This is a genomic window from Calderihabitans maritimus, from assembly GCF_002207765.1.
Taxonomy (GTDB): Bacteria; Bacillota; KKC1; order Calderihabitantales; family Calderihabitantaceae; genus Calderihabitans; species Calderihabitans maritimus.
On sequence record NZ_BDGJ01000198.1, the window covers coordinates 1,652 to 20,140 of the forward strand.

At 48.8% G+C, this 18,489-nt stretch carries 17 protein-coding genes and 1 pseudogene; 16 read left to right on the top strand and 2 right to left on the bottom strand.

Annotated elements, in window-relative coordinates; all coding sequences use genetic code 11:
* The 11 genes and pseudogenes from KKC1_RS14405 to KKC1_RS14455 form a co-directional block, all read left to right on the top strand.
* Positions 1 to 807, top strand: an 807-nt coding sequence (locus tag KKC1_RS14405; RefSeq protein ID WP_088555121.1) for a zinc-binding dehydrogenase, incomplete at its 5' end; no start/stop codon positions are given.
* A 31-nt stretch (positions 808 to 838) separates the two neighbouring features.
* The gene (gene iolN / locus KKC1_RS14410) at positions 839 to 1,810 is read left to right on the top strand and encodes a 3-dehydro-scyllo-inosose hydrolase (RefSeq protein ID WP_088555122.1); all 972 of its coding nucleotides are present in this window, start codon (positions 839 to 841) and stop codon (positions 1,808 to 1,810) included.
* 73 nt (positions 1,811 to 1,883) lie between these two features.
* Positions 1,884 to 2,690 (top strand): 5-keto-L-gluconate epimerase, encoded by an 807-nt coding sequence (gene iolO, locus KKC1_RS14415; protein WP_088555123.1) that lies wholly within the window; start codon positions 1,884 to 1,886, stop codon positions 2,688 to 2,690.
* Positions 2,691 to 2,707: 17 nt separating this feature from the next.
* Positions 2,708 to 3,358 (top strand): bifunctional 2-keto-4-hydroxyglutarate aldolase/2-keto-3-deoxy-6-phosphogluconate aldolase, encoded by a 651-nt coding sequence (locus tag KKC1_RS14420; RefSeq protein ID WP_088555124.1) that lies wholly within the window; start codon positions 2,708 to 2,710, stop codon positions 3,356 to 3,358.
* A gap of 15 nt (positions 3,359 to 3,373) precedes the next feature.
* Positions 3,374 to 4,402 carry a sugar kinase gene (locus KKC1_RS14425; RefSeq protein WP_088555125.1) on the top strand — a complete coding sequence of 343 codons (1,029 nt, stop codon included), beginning with the start codon at positions 3,374 to 3,376 and terminating at the stop codon, positions 4,400 to 4,402.
* Between the two features lie 67 nt (positions 4,403 to 4,469).
* A complete protein-coding gene (locus KKC1_RS14430; protein WP_088555126.1) occupies positions 4,470 to 5,978 on the top strand; it encodes a tagaturonate reductase in 1,509 nt (502 codons plus the stop codon).
* Positions 5,979 to 5,988: 10 nt separating this feature from the next.
* A complete protein-coding gene (locus KKC1_RS14435; RefSeq protein WP_088555194.1) occupies positions 5,989 to 7,488 on the top strand; it encodes a UxaA family hydrolase in 1,500 nt (499 codons plus the stop codon).
* Between the two features lie 310 nt (positions 7,489 to 7,798).
* Positions 7,799 to 8,536 (top strand): annotated as a pseudogene (locus tag KKC1_RS14440) (ABC transporter ATP-binding protein); the annotation flags it as partial.
* Between the two features lie 93 nt (positions 8,537 to 8,629).
* The gene (locus KKC1_RS14445; RefSeq protein WP_088555128.1) at positions 8,630 to 9,271 is read left to right on the top strand and encodes an ABC transporter permease; all 642 of its coding nucleotides are present in this window, start codon (positions 8,630 to 8,632) and stop codon (positions 9,269 to 9,271) included.
* Between the two features lie 20 nt (positions 9,272 to 9,291).
* Complete coding sequence (locus KKC1_RS14450; protein WP_088555129.1) at positions 9,292 to 9,909, top strand: ABC transporter permease; 618 nt, start codon at positions 9,292 to 9,294, stop codon at positions 9,907 to 9,909.
* Between the two features lie 37 nt (positions 9,910 to 9,946).
* Positions 9,947 to 10,843, top strand: a complete 897-nt coding sequence (locus KKC1_RS14455) for a glycine betaine ABC transporter substrate-binding protein (protein ID WP_088555130.1) — start codon at positions 9,947 to 9,949, stop codon at positions 10,841 to 10,843.
* 162 nt (positions 10,844 to 11,005) lie between these two features.
* Here the strand turns inward: KKC1_RS14455 and KKC1_RS14460 are convergent, their stop codons facing one another.
* Positions 11,006 to 12,427 carry a tetrathionate reductase family octaheme c-type cytochrome gene (locus tag KKC1_RS14460; RefSeq protein WP_202820109.1) on the bottom strand — a complete coding sequence of 474 codons (1,422 nt, stop codon included), beginning with the start codon at positions 12,425 to 12,427 and terminating at the stop codon, positions 11,006 to 11,008.
* A 434-nt stretch (positions 12,428 to 12,861) separates the two neighbouring features.
* On the opposite strand from KKC1_RS14460, the gene KKC1_RS14465 reads away from it, so the two are divergent.
* Both KKC1_RS14465 and KKC1_RS14470 read left to right on the top strand, forming a co-directional pair.
* Positions 12,862 to 13,353, top strand: coding sequence for a YqeG family HAD IIIA-type phosphatase (locus tag KKC1_RS14465; protein ID WP_088555131.1), 492 nt, complete (start codon positions 12,862 to 12,864; stop codon positions 13,351 to 13,353).
* An 11-nt stretch (positions 13,354 to 13,364) separates the two neighbouring features.
* Complete coding sequence (locus KKC1_RS14470) at positions 13,365 to 14,231, top strand: shikimate dehydrogenase (protein ID WP_088555132.1); 867 nt, start codon at positions 13,365 to 13,367, stop codon at positions 14,229 to 14,231.
* Positions 14,232 to 14,235: 4 nt separating this feature from the next.
* On the opposite strand, the gene KKC1_RS14475 is transcribed toward KKC1_RS14470, so the two are convergent.
* On the bottom strand, positions 14,236 to 15,501 hold the full coding sequence (locus KKC1_RS14475) for a polysaccharide deacetylase family protein (RefSeq protein WP_088555133.1): 1,266 nt from the start codon (positions 15,499 to 15,501) through the stop codon (positions 14,236 to 14,238).
* Positions 15,502 to 15,653: 152 nt separating this feature from the next.
* Between KKC1_RS14475 and aroC the strand changes: the two genes are divergently transcribed.
* Genes aroC through aroB form a run of 3 tightly spaced genes read left to right on the top strand, consistent with a single transcriptional unit; the run spans position 15,654 to position 18,415 of the window.
* On the top strand, positions 15,654 to 16,811 hold the full coding sequence (gene aroC / locus KKC1_RS14480; RefSeq protein WP_272946683.1) for a chorismate synthase: 1,158 nt from the start codon (positions 15,654 to 15,656) through the stop codon (positions 16,809 to 16,811).
* A gap of 4 nt (positions 16,812 to 16,815) precedes the next feature.
* A complete protein-coding gene (locus tag KKC1_RS14485; RefSeq protein WP_088555134.1) occupies positions 16,816 to 17,355 on the top strand; it encodes a shikimate kinase in 540 nt (179 codons plus the stop codon).
* Positions 17,336 to 18,415: a 3-dehydroquinate synthase gene (gene aroB / locus KKC1_RS14490; protein ID WP_088555135.1), complete on the top strand. Its 1,080-nt coding sequence runs from the start codon at positions 17,336 to 17,338 to the stop codon at positions 18,413 to 18,415. The genes KKC1_RS14485 and aroB overlap by 20 nt, the downstream gene beginning before the upstream one ends.
* Positions 18,416 to 18,489: the final 74 nt, after the last annotated feature.

Sequence of the window (18,489 nt, forward strand, 5' to 3'; positions counted from 1 at the left end):
CCGGCGGTTAGCGAGTTTAGCGCTGGGGACAGGGTTGTGGTAGATCCCAATCTTACCTGCGGATCTTGTGGTTACTGTAAGACGGGGCGTCCGAATATGTGTGAAAACATGACCACACTAGGAATATTTGTCGATGGTGGATTTGCCGAATATAACGTGGCTCCCGCCAAGGCCCTGCATAAGATCAGCAAGGATGTGCCTCCCGAAATCGCAGTATTTGCAGAACCTCTCTCCTGTGTGGTTAACGCAACGCAAAAAATAGGCCTTGAGCCTGGTGAGAACGTCGTAGTTTTGGGCGCGGGCCCTATCGGATTGTATTTCACCCAACTGCTCAAGGCTGCCGGAGCGGGCAAGATTATAGTTTCCGAAATTTCCGAGTTCAGAAAAAAATATGCTCTGGAGAGCGGAGCTACAAGGGTGGTAGACCCGACCACGGAGGATTTGGTCGAGGTTGTACGTCAGGAAACGGGAGCAGGGGTGGATGTGGCAGTAGACGCCGTAGGTTGTTTGATAAAGGACGCGATGGCAGTGGTCCGCAGGGGAGGGAGGATTCTACTGTTCGGCCAGAACCAGAATGCCCGAGCCGAGATTGCTCAAAACGACATAACCAGGAACGAACTGACAGTGATGGGGAGTTTTATTGCCAGATATACCTTTCCGCCTACTATCAAGATTCTTGAAAGTGGTATCCTGCCGCTGGAGAAACTGATAACTCATCGCCTGTCCTTGGCGGAAATAGAGAAAGGATTTGAGGCCATGCGCAGAGGAGACGCGCTGGAGGTTGTGGTGATACCACACGAAAGATAATAAATAAGATTCAAAAAAAGGAGGATGTCATATGAGCAAATGGGGCCTTCCGCTGAAAAATGGCGGTCATATGGACAAGGCCGACGGAATCTATCTACAAAACATGACCTGGAAGCAGATTGAAGAGCGTCTCAAGAAAAACGACATCATCATTATTCCTGTTGGTGCCACGGAGGCCCACGGACCCCATGCCTGCATCGGCGAGGACACTTTCCTGGTAACCCGTATGGCTGAGCTGGTAGCCAAGAAGACTGGCTGTACCGTTTCGCAGCCTCTGTGGTGGGGTTCCCATCCGTACCATCACGTGGGCATGCCTGGCACAGTGGTGGTACCTGAGGATATCTTTATCGGGATGCTGAAGTCCATAATGGCCGGATACTGGAACATGGGCTTCCGTAAGATGATCCTGCTTAACGGTCACGGGCAAGAGTACGTTATTCCCACTGCTATTCACCAGTTTGCAAAAACCTATCAGGTTCCAATGATTGCGATTAACGTGAACTGGTATCATGCCATCCAGGATCAGTTCAAGACCAAAGAAGAGGGCGGTCCGTACGAGACCAAGTTTATTCACGCGGACGAGGTAGAAACTTCCTGGTCTCTGGCCCTATTCCCTGAGATGATCAAGATGGAAGATGCAGTAGATACCAACCCGCGGGGATATCTACCCGAAGGGCATGTTGATAAAGCAGGCAACCTGCTGCATAGACCCATTGCATGGTATGGTCATGTTGGTCTCGGTCCCATTGAAGTATCTGCATATCCGGAGGGGGTTGTTGGGAAGGCTACCTTGGCTGATGCGAAGAAGGCAATCCCGGGTATCGAGGCTTTCCTCGATTACATGGTGAAGTTGCATGACGATATCCTTAAGCGGTTCCCGCCTGGAGTTCTGCCGCCTATCGACGAAATCACTCAACGGCCGAAGGAAGAAATAGAAGCCGTTCTAAAAGGGCCGCTGAAGGGTGGTCGTAGCATTTATTCTCTACATTATCCTCCTGCATAGGTTGTTATTCTTCTTTAAAACAAGGGCCGCCTCTGAGGCGGCCTCAAAATTAAAGTCAGAGGAGAGCTGAAACGTGCAAAAGTGCATTGTTGTTTCCGGCCAGACGAAATTCGACGCTTTAGCATTTAAAGAGGGATTGGAAGAGGGTATTCGGAAAGTGGCTACTCTGGGCTATGATGCCGTGGAATTGGCCGTGCGGGATCCGGCCCTGGTGGATTTAAAGGGGTTGGTAGGACTTACCAGAGAGCTGGGGTTGCCCGTTGTGGCTATCGGTACCGGTCAGGCTTACGGCGACGAGGGATTGAGTTTTACCGACCCCGATGAATCGGTGCGGAGAAAGGCCGTGGAGCGAATCAAACGGCAGGTTGAATTTGCGGCCAATTTTGGTGCTCAGGTAATTATTGGTTTGATCCGCGGTAAGAGACTACCAGAAGTGGCAGAAGAGAGGGCAAGGGATTGGCTTCTTGCTGCGCTGAAGGAATGTGCGGGGTATGCCGAGCAATATGGTGTTTGTCTGACCCTTGAACCGATTAATCGTTACGAAACAAATCTTATCAACACCATAGCCGAGGCTATGGAAATTATTGACGCTACGGGAATGAGCAACATCGGTATCCTTGCAGATACTTTCCATATGAACATCGAAGAACCATCCATGGAAGAGAGCCTTAGAAGCTGTGCCCGCTATCTTACGCACTTGCACGTGGCGGACAGTAACCGTTGGGTCCCGGGCTATGGGCACATAGACTTCCCCAGTTTAATTAGGTTGTTGAGGGATATTGACTACAAGGGGGCTGTATCGGCGGAGATATTACCGAAACCAGACCCGAAGAGGTGTGCTGAAATGACCCTAGATTACATGATAAAACTGGGTCTGTGAAAGGAGTGCTTAGGACTATGATTAAGAAGGTGGAGTATCTAAAACAAATCCTTGACTGCGGCATTGTGGCAGTAATAAGAGCTGACTCGCCTGAAAAGGCGCTTAAGGTGGCTGAGGCGGTACGCAAGGGAGGCATTACTGCCATTGAGATTACTATGACGGTTCCCGGGGCGGTGGAGGTGATCCGGGAACTGGTCAAGAACTACAAGCCGGAAGAGATGCTGGTTGGGGCCGGTACGGTGCTGGATTCCGAAACTGCTAGGCTGTGCCTGCTGGCAGGAGCCGAGTTTATCGTGGGACCGCACTTTAACCCCGATGTGGTTCGGCTGTGTAACCGTTATCAGAAAATCTGCATGCCGGGTGCCATGTCAGTAACGGAAGTGGTACAGGCCATGGAGTGCGGCGCGGATGTGGTTAAGATATTTCCGGGCAGTCTGTTCGGTCCTTCCATCATTAAGGCCCTTCGGGGACCATTACCGTATGCTCCGCTGATGCCTACCGGTGGCGTAAACCTGGATAACGTTGATCAATGGATTAAGGCGGGGGCAGTTGCCGTGGGTGTGGGTACTGAACTTACAAAGAAAGGTTTGCAGGAGAACAACTACGACATTATAACCGAAACCGCCAGCGCTTTTGTGGACAAGATCAGGGCGGCTCGGCAAGGGTAAAAGGAGGGAATTACCATGACCAAGAAGGTTGTATGCTTCGGGGAAATTATGCTCCGACTTTCTACTCCCGGATTTCAGCGTTTCGTACAGGCGGACAGCTTTGATGTTACTTACGGTGGCGGGGAGGCCAACGTTTCAGTTTCCCTGGCGAATTACGGCCTGGATGCTTATTTTGTCACCAAGGTACCCGACAACCCCATTGGGCAAAGCGCTATTAACCACCTGCGGCGGTTCGGCGTAAAGACTGACTTTATTGTTAAAGGCGGAAATCGTCTGGGTATCTATTTCTTAGAAACCGGTGCCGTACAGCGTCCTTCCAAGGTGATTTACGACCGGGCTCATTCCGCCATCGCGGAAGCCAGTCCCGAAGATTTTGATTGGAAGAAGATATTCCAGGGGGCTGCATGGTTCCACTTTACCGGAATTACCCCGGCCTTGTCCGACAAGGTGGCGGAGATAACCCTACAGGCAGTGAAGACGGCCAAGGAAATGAATCTTATCGTAAGCTGCGACCTTAACTATCGGAAAAAGCTCTGGACGCCGGAGAAGGCTCAACAGGTCATGTCAGAAATTGTTAAGTATGTAGACGTATGCATTGCTAACGAAGAAGACGCGGAAAAGGTATTTGGTATCAAGGCTGCTGAGACTGATATTACCAAGGGCCGGTTAAGCAGCGAAGGATACAAGCAGGTGGCCAAGGAACTGAAGGAGAGATTTGGATTTAAGTATGTTGCCATTACATTGCGGGAAAGTTTTTCCGCTTCTGACAATGGCTGGTCCGCTATCTTGTTTGACGGCAAGGAATACTATCAGTCCAGGCGTTACCGTATCGTGCCTATTGTAGACCGGGTAGGCGGCGGGGATTCCTTTGGTGGGGCGTTGATTTACGCTTTGATTACCAGGAAGAGTGCCGAGGAAGCCGTTAATTTTGCCGTGGCTGCTTCCTGTTTGAAGCATACCATTCCTGGGGACTTTAACATGGTGACAGTGGACGAGGTAGAAACTTTAGCCAAGGGGGATGCTTCGGGACGAGTACAAAGGTAAGGAGCAGGGAGGGCGGGCTAGTGCCTGCCCTCAATCCTCATAACGGGCTGTGAAGGAGGATGCAAAAGTGCAGCTTAGTCGAAAGCTTATTGACACTGGTTTTTCTTTTCCCGCGGACGTTGAGGTACAGCCGGTAAAAGATTTACCGGAACGGGTTATTCAATTTGGCGAAGGAAATTTTCTAAGAGCTTTTGTGGATTGGATGTTTCACCGTCTAAATAAAGAGGGTCTTTTTAATGGCAAGGTGGTGGTTGTGCAACCTATTCCCCGGGGATTAGTTTCGGTATTGAATGAACAGGATGGGTTGTATACTCTTTTCCTGCGCGGGATTCAAAACGGGTGGTTGGTACAGGAAAAAGAGGTCATTTCGGTAATTAGCCGGGGTATTAATCCATATGAGCAGTGGGAAGAATACTTAAAGTGTGCCGAGAACCCGGAAATTCGCTACGTTATCTCCAATACTACTGAAGCCGGTATCGCCTATGTACCGGGGGAAAATATGGACAACTGTCCGTCTTCCTTCCCCGGTAAGCTTACCGCTTATCTGTACCGTCGGTACCAGCATTTTCAGGGGGACCCGGAAAAGGGCATGGTGATTATACCCTGCGAGCTTATCGACCGGAATGGAGACAACCTGAAGAGGATTGTACTAAAAATATCAGAAGAATGGAAGCTGCCTGAGGGTTTTAATACTTGGGTCAAAAAGCATAATTATTTCCTCAATACCCTGGTGGATAGGATTGTAACCGGGTATCCCAGAGATGCGGAACAAATATGGCAAGAACTAGGATACCAGGACAAGCTGCTAAACACTGGCGAAATATTCCATTTATGGGTTATTGAGGGGGATAAACGGTTTAGCGAAGAACTGCCTTTCCACAAAGTAGGTTTAAACGTACTGTGGGTGGATGACATGACCCCTTATCGTACCCGAAAAGTCAGGATACTTAACGGGGCCCATACCATGACCGTGCCGGTGGCTTTCCTGTACGGAAAAGATACTGTAAAGGATTCGGTGGAAGACCCGCTGTTAGGGAAATTTATAAGAAAGGGTATTTTTGAGGAAATTGTACCCACCCTGGACTTTCCCGAAGAGGAAATTAAAGAGTTTGCCCGGGCGGTAGTGGAACGTTTCCAAAACCCGTTTATCAAACATTTTTTAATTGACATTGCTCTTAACTCTATTTCTAAGTTCAAGACCAGGGTACTACCATCGCTCCTGAGCTACGTCAGGGAAAAAAACTCAATACCCAAGTGCATGGGACTGTCTCTGGCCGCTCTTATGGCTTTCTACCGTGGCCGTGTAGAGGACGGTATGCTAGTCGGGAAGAGAAAAGGAGAGGAATATCGTTTCCGGGATGACCTGGATGTATTGGAGTTTTTTGTTACCAGATGGCAGCAGTATGAGTGTAGCGGGGATGTTCGGTCTCTGGTTGTTGACGTGCTGGGCAGCGAGAGGTTGTGGGGTCAGGAATTAAACCAGGTTCCAGGGCTTGCAGATGCCGTATCGGAGAACCTGAAAAACATTATGGAGCATGGCATGGGTTACGCCCTGCGCCAGGTGATTGAAGATTAGGATGAGAAAGATGCCTGTAGCTGATGTGTTACTCATTAATAAGATGGATGATGTTGTGGTGGCCCTCCGGGACTTGAAGTTTGGAAGTATTGTTGAAACGGAAGGTTTAAGGCTGTCCCTGCGGGACGACGTACCTATCGGACATAAAATTGCTGTCAGAGACATAAAAAAAGGCGATAAGGTGACCAAGTACGGGTTTACTATAGGTGTTTCTACCCGGGATATCCGGGCGGGGGAATGGGTGCACACCCATAATATTTCCACTACCCTTTCCGGTTTATTGGAATACAAGTATGAACCAGTTGAGTTGGAGGTTCGTCCCGGAGAGAAAAGTGATCTCACTTTTCCTGGATATGTCAGGAAAAACGGCGAGGTAGGGATCCGAAATGAAATCTGGATTATAAACACCGTTGGGTGTTGCAACAAAGTAGCAGAACGGCTAGCTCAAAAGGCCAGAGAAAGATTTGTTGGCAGAAATATAGATGGAATATTTCAATTTTCTCATCCCCATGGCTGTTCCCAGTTGGGCGATGATCATCTGAGAACCCAAAAAATTCTGGCCGGTCTGGTTTGTCACCCTAACGCCGGCGGGGTTCTGGTGATGGGACTGGGATGCGAGAATAATAACATCGAGGAATTTAAACGGGTATTGGGACCCTACGACCCAGAACGGGTCAAGTTCTTGGCAATTCAAGAAGTTGAGGATGAAATAAATGCAGGGCTGAAAGTTTTGGAAGAACTGGTTGCCTATGCTGAGGGTTTTACCCGTACTCCGGTTCCCGTGGGATGCCTCAAGGTGGGCTTAAAGTGCGGTGGTTCTGATGCCTTTTCTGGCCTTACCGCCAATCCCCTGGTGGGAGTATTTTCAGATTTACTGGTTAAGCAGGGCGGAATTACCATGTTAACTGAAGTGCCAGAGATGTTTGGTGCCGAAACCATTCTCATGAATCGGGCGATAAACGAAGAAGTATTTGTCAAAATCGTTCAGCTCATAAATGGGTTTAAAGATTACTTTCTGCGCTACAATCAGGTCATCTATGAAAATCCTTCTCCAGGGAACAAAAAAGGTGGCATTTCCACTTTGGAAGAAAAATCTCTGGGATGTATCCAGAAGGGTGGGCGCGGTCCAGTGGTGGACGTGCTGGCTTACGGAGAACGCGCTGGCAAAAAAGGATTAAACTTGGTGGAAGGGCCTGGCAATGACATGGTGGCGGTTACTGCACTGGTGGCGGCTGGAGCTCATCTGGTTCTTTTTACCACTGGCAGGGGTACTCCCCTGGGCGGGCCGGTGCCTACCGTAAAGATATCCAGTAATTCCTGGCTGGCAGAACATAAGAAAAGCTGGATCGATTTTGACGCGGGAAAGCTTTTAGAGGGTGTGCCTATGAAGCGGTTAGCAGGGGAATTTTTTGATTATGTGTTACGGGTTGCCTCCGGTGAGATTCGAACTAAGAACGAGGAAAATGACTACCGAGAGATTGCCATATTTAAAGAAGGGGTCACCCTGTAAAATTAATAAAAGGAGCCTGTTGCCATAGCAAGGGCTCTTTTTATTTTTATTTGTATGCCGGGATAGAATTATGAAATGAATAGCATACTTTCATTATACCCCCAGCGGGTAAATGGAATATTTGGCTTTGTTGCACTTAGGAATCTTGAGGTATTAGGAGAATACGTCCGGATACTCCCCCTCAATTTCTCTGACCCTTAGTCAGACAGAATAATTGGGTCTCTTCCTGGTAGACGCTTTTTGCCAGCTTTGGGTTAAAACGGTATAATAGAAAAACGTCCGTAGGTAGCAAGGTAAGGAGGAAGCAGTAGTGGTTACTTTTGAAAACGTCAGCAAGGTGTATGATGAACATGTTGCAGTTGATAATTTCAACCTGGAAATTGCCTCCGGAGAATTTGTAGTATTAATTGGCCCTAGTGGCTGCGGTAAAACGACCACTCTAAAGATGGTAAACCGCTTGATTGAACCTACTTCAGGGACGATATACGTAATGGGTAGGGATGTCCAGGCAATGGACCCGGTTAAATTGCGGCGCGAAATAGGTTATGTCATTCAGCAGATAGGCCTGTTTCCTAATATGACAGTCGAGCAGAATGTAGATGTGGTTCCTAGGTTGCTCGGATGGGATCGAGAGCGCAGGCTTGAGCGGGTTAAGGAGCTATTAGAACTGGTCGGTATGAGCTATGAGGAGTACGCCCACAGATATCCCTCTGAGTTAAGTGGTGGTCAGCAGCAACGAGTTGGTGTTTTACGAGCATTGGCTGCGGACCCCCCTCTGATATTGATGGACGAACCTTTCGGGGCGCTTGATCCGATAACTAGGGAAAGCCTGCAGAATGAATTGAAGAGTTTGCAGGCCAAATTGCATAAAACTATTATCTTTGTTACTCATGATATGGATGAAGCACTAAAACTGGCTGATCGGGTTGTGATCATGAAAGACGGAAAAATAGTGCAGGCAGCATCACCAGAAGAGTTATTAAGGCATCCGGCCAATGATTTTGTAGCCGAATTTATCGGTAAAAACCGTATTCAGAGGGCGGGAGAGCTAGAAACTATGCCCAAAACCGGCTGGTAGGGGTTGTCACTCGTGACAGTGCGGTTAATGCCTTGGCTAAAGCCGTCTGGGGGGAGGAATTAGATGGTGGAAGGGCTGCTGCAGTTTCTTGATAAACACGGCCAGTGGATGCTCAGGGCTACGGCTCAACATATCCTGTTGTCCGCTGGAGCAGTTTTTTTTGGTGCCCTGGTAGCTATTCCCCTGGGTATCTGGCTGACCAGACATGAACGAATAGCGAAAATTGCTTTGGCGGTTTCCGGGACTATCCAAACGATTCCCAGCCTGGTTTTTTTCGGCTTGATACTTCCGGTATTAGGTATAGGTGTTTTACCGGCCATGGTCGTTCTCTTTTTCTATTCCATCCTGCCTATACTCAGAAATACTTACACGGGCATCAAAAAGATTGATCCTGCATATCTGGAAGCGGGTACCGGTATGGGCATGAATTCCAAACAGTTGCTATTTATGGTTAAGCTACCTTTGGCGTTGCCAGTTATCATTTCCGGTGTTCGTATCTCATTAGTATATATTATTAGCTGGGCAACTCTTGCCGCTCTGATAGGCAGTGGAGGCCTGGGGGATTTGATTATTAGCGGGTTGCAGACCTATGATGCCCAGCTGATTGTAGGTGGGGCGGTTCCGGCAGCAATGCTGGCTGTTTTGGCGGGATATCTCCTGGGGCGCCTCGAGAAAGCGCTAGTTCCTAGAGGTTTACGCTCTTAATACCTTAAAGGAGGTGGGTTATGGAGCATATTCTGTTACTGACCTTAGTGCACCTGTACCTGTCAATTTTAGGCGCGACGCTAGGTATCATAATAGGACTTCCTTTGGGAATTTTGCTTGTCCGATATAGGCGCTTGGCTGAAATAATGATGGCGGTTACGGAAATCATTCAAACTATTCCGGGTTTGGCTTTACTGGCTCTGGTTATGATGGTAACTGGCCTTGGAAATACTACACTGGTGATTACTTTGTTTCTGTACTCCCTGATGCCTGTAGTACGAAATACTTATGTGGGCATTTCAGGAATTGACCCGGGATTGGTGGAAGCTGGACTCGGGATGGGCATGACTAGGGTACAGTTGTTGCGCCAAGTACAGCTGCCTATTGCCATGCCGGTGATTTTGGCAGGAATTCGGGTAGCCATGATTACCTCCATTGGTATCGCTACCATGGGGGTCTTTATTGGAGCAGACGGTTTAGGTGATTTGCTTTACCGCGGTATTCAAACAACCAACCTTCGTTTGCTGTTGTCCGGAGCGATTCCCGCTGCCTTACTGGCGGTAATCACGGATTTTATTATGATGTATTTGGAACACTTGCTAACCCCAAAAGGGTTGAGGATTTCTGCTGACCAGTAGAGACTGGATGAAAAAAGAAGTAAGCAGGAGGTATAACATGAGTATTAAAAGGCGGATTGCTTTGGTATTGATGCTGGGCTTGATAGTAAGTATGTTTGCCGGTTGCGGAGGTAGTGAAAATAAAATAGTAGTTGGTTCAAAAAATTTCACCGAAAATATTATCCTTGGTGAAATCATGGCTCAGTTGATTGAAGCAAAAACAAACCTCCAGGTTGAGCGGAAGCTGAACATGGGCGGTACTCTGGTCAATTTTAACGCCCTGAAAAAAGGTGATATTGATTTGTATCCCGACTACACCGGGACCGGTTTAGTAGCCATTCTCAAAAAAGAAGTGATAAACGATCCCGAAACAGTTTATAACATAGTACAGGAAGAATATAATAAACAGTTTGAACTGAAATGGTTAAAGCCTTTCGGTTTGAACAATACCTATGCCATCGCCGTTCCTAGAAAACTGGCGGAAGAAAGAGGTCTGCAGAAAATATCTGACCTGAAGGGTAAAGAAGGGGATCTTATTCTCGGTGCAGAGCAGGAGTTTTTCAACCGTCCCGATGGATATAGTGGGCTGGTTGAAACGTACGGTCTTAACTTCAAGGATACGAAAGCAATGGACACCGGTCTCAAGTACCAGGCAGCAGGAAACGGTGACGTTCAAGTAATTGACGCCTTTGCTACCGATGGGCAGTTAATTAAATACGATATGGTAATATTACAGGATGATAGACAGTTTTTCCCACCTTACTACGCGGCTCCGGTCATCCGTATGGATACTTTGGAGAAGTACCCTGAATTGGAAGAGGTGCTAAACCAGCTTGGTGGTAAGATTTCGGATGAAGAAATGCAGCAATTAAATTACCAGGTGGAAGTTGAGGGTAAGGACTATGAAGCGGTGGCACATGATTTTCTGGTAAAAGAAGGGCTGATTTCTGATTAAAGTTAAGGACTTATAGTGCTTTAGGTAGCGCTCATCGAGAAGAAAGCTATCCAAAAATTGATTAAAGAATTAAACTCAGAGCATGAACAATAAGAAAGCCCTGCTTATGTCTTAGGACATGAGCAGGGCTGAAAATTTAAAGGGCCATAATTAAATCTTTCTTTATTTCTCCTTGCTGAACCTGCTACCAACCTGCATGGGGTCTCCTTCATAACCTAAAGCTTTAAAGTCGATCCGCCCGTTTTCACTGTGGCAGTCGTTACAGGTCAGGGCATTTTCTTTGGGAACAACTTCGTGGTTAATACCTATATACATTTCCGTTTCGACGAATTTATACTCTCCACTGTAATCCAAGCCACTTGCCGCTGCTCCGTCTGCTAATGCCTTATCCCAGTCAAAATGCTTCCAGAAACCTAGCACATTAGGTGTAAGCAGGATATTGTTTTTGGCGTCTGCCGGTTGCTTGCCTTTCATAACTTTGAAGGGATAGATTTTAGCATTAGGATCGTCAATACTTCCCACAGGTTTTGCCAGGACAGTTACGCCGTCGGGATTGATGGGATCGCCGACAATGTAACGCTCCACCTTGCCGTTATACCACGCGTAAGTCGGAACGACGTCTTTTGCCCAAACAAAGCTGCCCTTCTTCTTGCTGTAAGTTTCCTTGCCGTATTCGTCTTTTTCAGCTTCTATATCCTGTCCTGCCGTCGACCAATCCCAGTACATCTTAGTGGGTTGCCCTTTAGCAAAGGTGGGGATATGGCAGGTCTGGCAGGCTACAGTATCTATGTGCTCGTTGAGCTTATCCATTTCGTGAGGTGCATTGCCGTGGCAGCTTTCACATTTGACGCTACCTTCGGTAGGTTCTATATGGATGCTGGTTCCCTTTATCTTATGGTTTTCCCCGGCGTGGCAGTCCACGCAGGCCAAACCGTTGCCCCCCATATGCACGTCATGCTCGGCAGTAGCATTCAGCAGAGTGGAATCTAGGTCGCCTTGCTTTACGGCGTCGCCGCCGCCGGCGTAGAAGTGGCATGTGCCGCAGTTCTTGATAGTAGGTCTGCCGACGCTCTGAGCGGCCGCCACCAGGTCAACGCCTTCTGCGGGCATTCCTTTTTTATCTTTCTTGTAACCGCCCTCTTGGGCATGGCAGACCAGACAGTCGATGTTTTCTTTTCCTTCAAATTCAGTGCCGTAACCGATATGGCACTGGAAACACTTCACTTCGTTAGACACGACTGAAATACAGAAGTTGTTAATACCATTCCTCTTGCCCAAATCCGTTTGATTTTCATGGCCGACAATATTGGGCGTGGGACCGGCCCAGTTCCAGTGAATAGTGGCCATTACTTCCTCTGCCTGCTCCTCATGACAGGTGATACATTTGGCCGTGACGTCTTGTGGCTTCTCGAAGGGTCCAGTTACCAATTGGCTGTGGTCGACTGAGGCCGTCTTTTCTGCACCCGTCTCTTGCGGCTCTTCTTTGGCAGGGGGGGCGGCTTCTTTTTCGGGAGTCGCACCACATCCTGTGAGAAATATTAACGCTAGCAACAGAGCAGTGACCATGACTGGCAGTTTTTTCATGGTAAAACCTCCCTTTACACCTCAGTTTAAAGGTGAAGCACTCAATCATTCCCCAGTGATACGCTAATGAAGGCAGGTATCACCCCCTAAAGAGCATTTGATAAGCCCTTCATCAAATTTCGGAAGGGCGTTTCCGCTGTTCTAAAATTGTCATCCAATTATATTGCTATCCATTTACGATAATACTAATCAAACATACCTCCTGTCAATTTGACAAAAATTTACCTGAATCGTGTCATATTAAGACGAAAATAGTACTGGTTCTAGTTGCCAGTAAAGATTCAACTCGTTGAAATCAAAGCTTTTCAACGGCTGTACTTTTATGATAAGATTTTAAAGAAATTAGCAATACCAGCTTTTCAAGGTTTGTGGCCAGAGCGGTCTTTTATCGCCATATAAACATTTTATAGCTAGGAATCTTAGGAGTGGACAAAATGTTGAAGTTGCTTAAGCCGAACTTATTTGTAAATTCTCTCTTGGAGGTCTCCGTGGACCAGTTAAAGAAAATAGGTATAAAAGGCCTGATAATAGACCTAGACAATACTATCACTTACTGGAACGATCGCCGGATTACCCCGGAGGTAGAGGCATGGTTTGCGAATCTTTACCAACATGGTATCAGGGCCTGCATAGTATCTAACAATAGGGGGGATAGGGTTGATCATGTTGCGCGGACTTTGAGAGTGCCATATATTTCCGGTGCCGGCAAGCCCAGGAGAAGAGCTTTTCTGCGGGCTCTTGAGGTTTTGGACTGTCGGGCAGAGGAAGCAGGGGTAGTGGGGGACCAGCTTTTTACCGATATTTTGGGTGGGAATCGCATGGGGCTGTACACCATCCTGGTGGTTCCTCTAGGACCGCGGGAATTTATAGGAACTCGGTTTATACGCAAGGTTGAGAGAATCATCATGCCCTTTATAAAACAATAGGGGGGCTGTTTATGGTAACGGTTGACGGAAAAACAAAGGTGGTAGGTTTATTTGGATGGCCGGTGGAGCATTCCTGGTCTCCCCTGATACATAACGCGGCGTTTAAGGCTGCGGGACTCAATTACGTTTACGTTCCTTTTGCCGTACCGCCGGAAAAAATTGCTCAGGCATTGTGTTCCTTACCGGCGTTGAATATCAGAGGAATAAACGTAACTATTCCTCATAAAGAAACAGTTATGAATTATCTCGACTGGATATCTCCCGAGGCCCAGATGATAGGAGCCGTTAATACCGTGGTGGTTGAAGAGGATGGGAAGTTGAAAGGATACAATACCGACGGAGAGGGATTTATGGATTCCTTGCGAGAGGAGGCGGGCATAGACCCGAGAGGATTAACTTTTACTCTTTTGGGAGCAGGCGGGGCCTGTCGCGCGGTAGCGGTTTCGCTGGCTCTAAAAGGGGCTAGGAAAATAAATATTGCCAATAGGACTGTAAGCCGAGCGGAAGCAATCGTAGAAATTATTAATCGGTCGACCTCTGCCCGGGCTCAGGCTTTCAGTCTATCTGAAAGAGAATTGACTGCGGCATTAGAGGAAAGCCAGGTATTGGTTAATACTACGCCGGTAGGCATGTATCCGCGGGACAAGGAACCACCGTTGATTAATCCGGATCTTTTGCGGAGAACTCTTCTGGTATGTGATCTGGTATATCGTCCCCGGGAAACCACCCTTCTGCGGGAAGCGGCACTTCGGGGCTGCCGCACTTTATCGGGTTTGGGAATGCTTGTCGCCCAGGCAGCCCGGTCCTACCGCCTCTGGACAGGACAGGAGGCCCCGGCTGAGATAATGAGAGAGACTGTAAGCAACTTGGTCCGGTAAATTATTATTCCAGATCGATGGTTCCCCCGGCCCCTGACTTAACCGGCACGGGTTTATTGGAAAGCTCCAGTAGTTCGCTCAGGGAGACAAATCGGTATCCTTGGGCACGAAGACCGTCGATTATGCCCGGTAAAGCCTTGACGGTGTTGGTGCGATCTCCGCCCCAGGAGGAAATTAAGTCGCCGCTGTCATGCATCAGAATTATGGCACCGGGCTTCACCCGTGCCAGAACGTTACGCTCGATATCTTGAGCGCTGACTCCTGACCAGTCTTGAGAGCTTACGGACCACAAGACCAGCGCATAATTTTTCTCGGACAGAATATCCCGCAGAGTTCTGGAGTACAGCCCCCGGGGGGGCCGGAAGTACGCCGGGCGCCGTCCGGTCGCCTTCTTGATGGCTTTCTCCGCCGCTTCAATCTCCCGCCTAATTTTGAAGGAGGAGGCTCCCAGGAGGTTGGCGTGAGAATAGGTATGGTTGCCGATTTCATGTCCTTCATCTACAATTCTGCGTGCTATTTGGGGGTAGCGTTCCACATGCTTTCCTACCAGAAAGAAGGTAGCCGGAACTTTTTTTTCTTGCAGGATGTCCAGGATAGCCGGAGTATACCGGGGATCAGGTCCATCGTCAAAAGTCAAAGCCACTACCGGAATTTCGTTACTCCCGGCCCGCACTAGATCCGGCTGCATGGCGAAGCCCCGGTATACATAATGATTGAGGTATAGAACAGTCATGGACAACAATACGACCGAAATTAATAGTATTCCTCTGGCCAGTCTGAGTTTGGTTCGGGAACGGGAGAAAAACCTTTCCCGGACAATTACCAAGGAGTAGAACAGCAGCATGTAGAGCAGGGCGGCATCAGGTTTGTTGCCCCGCAGAGCTGCAAAAGCGGCTATTACCAGACCGGCCGTCCAGAGGGAGAATTTCAGGTGTCGGAAGCGCATGGTGAGAAAGGCAACAGCCAGTACTACTATTCCTACCACCGGGTCTGCAAAGAGGAGGGAACCGGAGAATACGGCTAAGAGAGCCGGTTTGTTTGAGGCGCGCCGGTAAGGTGACCAGGTCAGGGCCACCAGCATACCTATTCCGGCCACCACAGTAGTTACAGCAGCCAGGTAGTTGATCTTAACCATATAACTAACAATTAATGCGGCAAGAAATCCGGCGGCATGACTGTTAATCTTTCGAAACCGGTTTCCTCCCAGGGAAACCAGTAGGATGAAAATAGCCAGGTAGCCGATGAGAAAAGCAATAAAAAAGCTACGCAAGTTGACCCTCCCCCAAACTCAATTCGAGAATATTGTAACAAAAGTAATAGTTGTTTGACCATAGGTTAAAATAGAATATATTTTGGAGGCTTTAGTCTATGACTGACCGGGGGAGGAAATAATAGGGAGAGAAAGGGAACAGGAGGGTAACCATGCTGCGCTACTTAACCGCAGGGGAATCACACGGACCGTTGTTGACAACCATTGTAGAAGGAATGCCGGCCGGATTGCCCCTTAAGGCCGAATATATCAACCGGCAACTTGCTCGGCGGCAGGCGGGGTACGGACGGGGGGGCAGGATGCAGATAGAGAAAGACCGGGTCAGAATTACCTCCGGAGTGCGCCATGGATATACTTTAGGAAGTCCCATTACTCTAGTGATAGAAAATCGTGACTGGCCTAACTGGGAGAGTATTATGGACCCGGAGGAAATACCGGCGGAAGATGGGAAAAAGATTACCCGCCCGCGGCCAGGACACGCGGACTTGGCAGGAGGTATAAAATACCGCCAGGAGGATTTGCGCAATATCCTGGAGAGGGCCAGTGCCCGGGAGACGGCCGCCCGGGTGGCAGCGGGTACTGTGGCTAGGGCCATGCTAGAACAATTAGAAATTTCCATTGTAAGTCATGTCGTACAGATCGGCGCCGTAAGAGTTTCCCGGGCGCCGAGCAAAGAGGAAATAGCAGGGAAAGCCGATGCTTCTCCGGTACGCTGCGCCGACCCCCAAGCGGAGCGGGAAATGATGGAAGCTATCGACCGGGCTCGCCAGGCCGGGGATTCTCTGGGAGGCGTTTTCGAGGTTATTGTAACCGGTGTTCCAGTAGGCCTGGGAAGCCATGTCCACTGGGACAGGCGCCTTGACGGTCGGTTGGCGGGAGCGGTTATGAGTATTCAAGGAATCAAGGCGGTGGAGATCGGTCTCGGGTTAGAGGCGGCACGTCTTCCGGGATCAGAAGTTCATGACGAGATTTTTTACGAACCCGAGCGAGGCTATTACCGCCGCACTAATCGGGCAGGGGGTCTGGAAGGCGGTATTACTAACGGAGAGCCGGTAGTGATTAGGGGTGCCATGAAACCGATTCCTACGCTCATGAAGCCTTTGAACAGTGTTGACATGCGTACCAAAGAAGCTTTTCAGGCTGCGGTTGAGCGGTCGGATGTATGCGCCGTTCCGGCTGCCAGTGTGGTGGCCGAAGCTGTGGTGGCTATGGAACTGGCCAAGGCCTTGCTGGAAAAATTCCCGGCGGATCATATGGATGACTTGCGGGAGAATTTGAAAATCTGGAGGGAATACGTAAGGAAGGTTTGAAAAGATGAAAAAGAACGTAGTATTGATTGGTTTTATGGGAACGGGCAAAAGCAGTGTAGGAAGACGCCTGGCTAAAATATTGAAAATGGATTTTGTTGATACTGACGCGGAGATTGAAAAACTTACGGGGTTAACCGTGGCTCAGATTTTTGCCCGACATGGGGAAAAAAGATTTCGGTCGGAAGAAGAGTTAATAGTGAAGAAAGTAGCTCGGCGGCAGAATTGTGTAATTGCTACCGGTGGCGGAGTGGTGTTAAATCCGGAAAATGTAAAGAATTTGAAAGAGACCGGCGTTATTATCTGCCTTACTGCCGAACCAGAAACCATACTGGAGCGGGTTAAACGCCGGAATACCCGGCCTTTGCTCCCCAGGGGCAGTACCGTGGAGCGGGTGAATGAATTGATGGAGCAGAGGAGGGCTTATTATGAGGCTGCGGCTGATTATACCGTGGATACCACTCACCTGACCCGGGAAGAAGTGGTCAAGGAAATCTTAAAGCTGTTGGAGAAAGGGGATATGAAGTGTGAAGAGCCTTCAGGTTGAGTTGGGAGAAAGGACCTATTCCATAGTAATAGACCAGGGGATTCTTCCTGCACTAGGGAAGGAAATGGCGCAATTGGGAAGCTTCATCAGGCGCTGCCTGCTGGTGAGTAACCCGACAGTCTATTCCCTATATGGTAAGACGGTAGAGGAAAGTTTGACTGCAGCGGGGTTCGAGGTGGTAACGGCCTTGGTCCCTGACGGAGAGGAAGCCAAGAGCCTTTCCCAGGCGGACAAACTTTACGACATGGCCATCGAGAACCGGTTGGAACGCCGTTCTCCGGTAATTGCGCTGGGAGGGGGAGTGGTCGGAGACCTGGCTGGGTTTGTGGCAGCCACTTATATGAGAGGAGTGCCTTTCGTGCAGGTTCCCACTACGCTGCTGGCGCAGGTGGACAGCAGTGTGGGTGGTAAAGTGGCGGTCAACCATCCCCGGGGCAAAAACATGATTGGAGCTTTTTACCAACCCCGTCTGGTCTGGATAGAATTGAACACCCTGGATACTTTATCTCTGCGAGAACTGCGGGCCGGGCTGGCAGAGGTGATCAAATACGGGGTTATCTGGGACGAAACTTTTTTTCAGTATTTGGAAAATAACTTAGAAGAAGTCTTAAATCAAAATAAAACGGCTTTGGGCTATATAGTATATCACTCCTGTGCCATCAAGGCCCGGGTGGTAGAAATGGATGAAGAGGAACAGGGTTTACGGGCTATTCTCAATTTTGGGCATACCATCGGACATGCTCTGGAAACCCTTACGAACTATGCCACTTACCGCCATGGAGAAGCGGTAGCCATAGGTATGGTGGCTGCAGCCCATATCGCGGCCAATGCCGGTTTTTGTTCCCGGGAGGATGTGGAGCGGATAAAAGCAATTTTGACTCGAGCCGGACTGCCGGTAGACCTGCCTCCCGGTCTGAAAAAGGAAGAGATTATATCCGCTATGTACCATGACAAGAAAAATCTGGAGGGAAAGATCACTCTGGTTTTGCCCCACCGCATCGGACGGGTAGAACTACATCGCGGATTTACGGCGAAGGAGATCACCGCTCTTTGGCGGTGATTTTTTGATATGAGTACTATCTGAGAATGTTACTTTTTTGGCAGGATTATGACAAAAGAGATAGAATCGGGTAG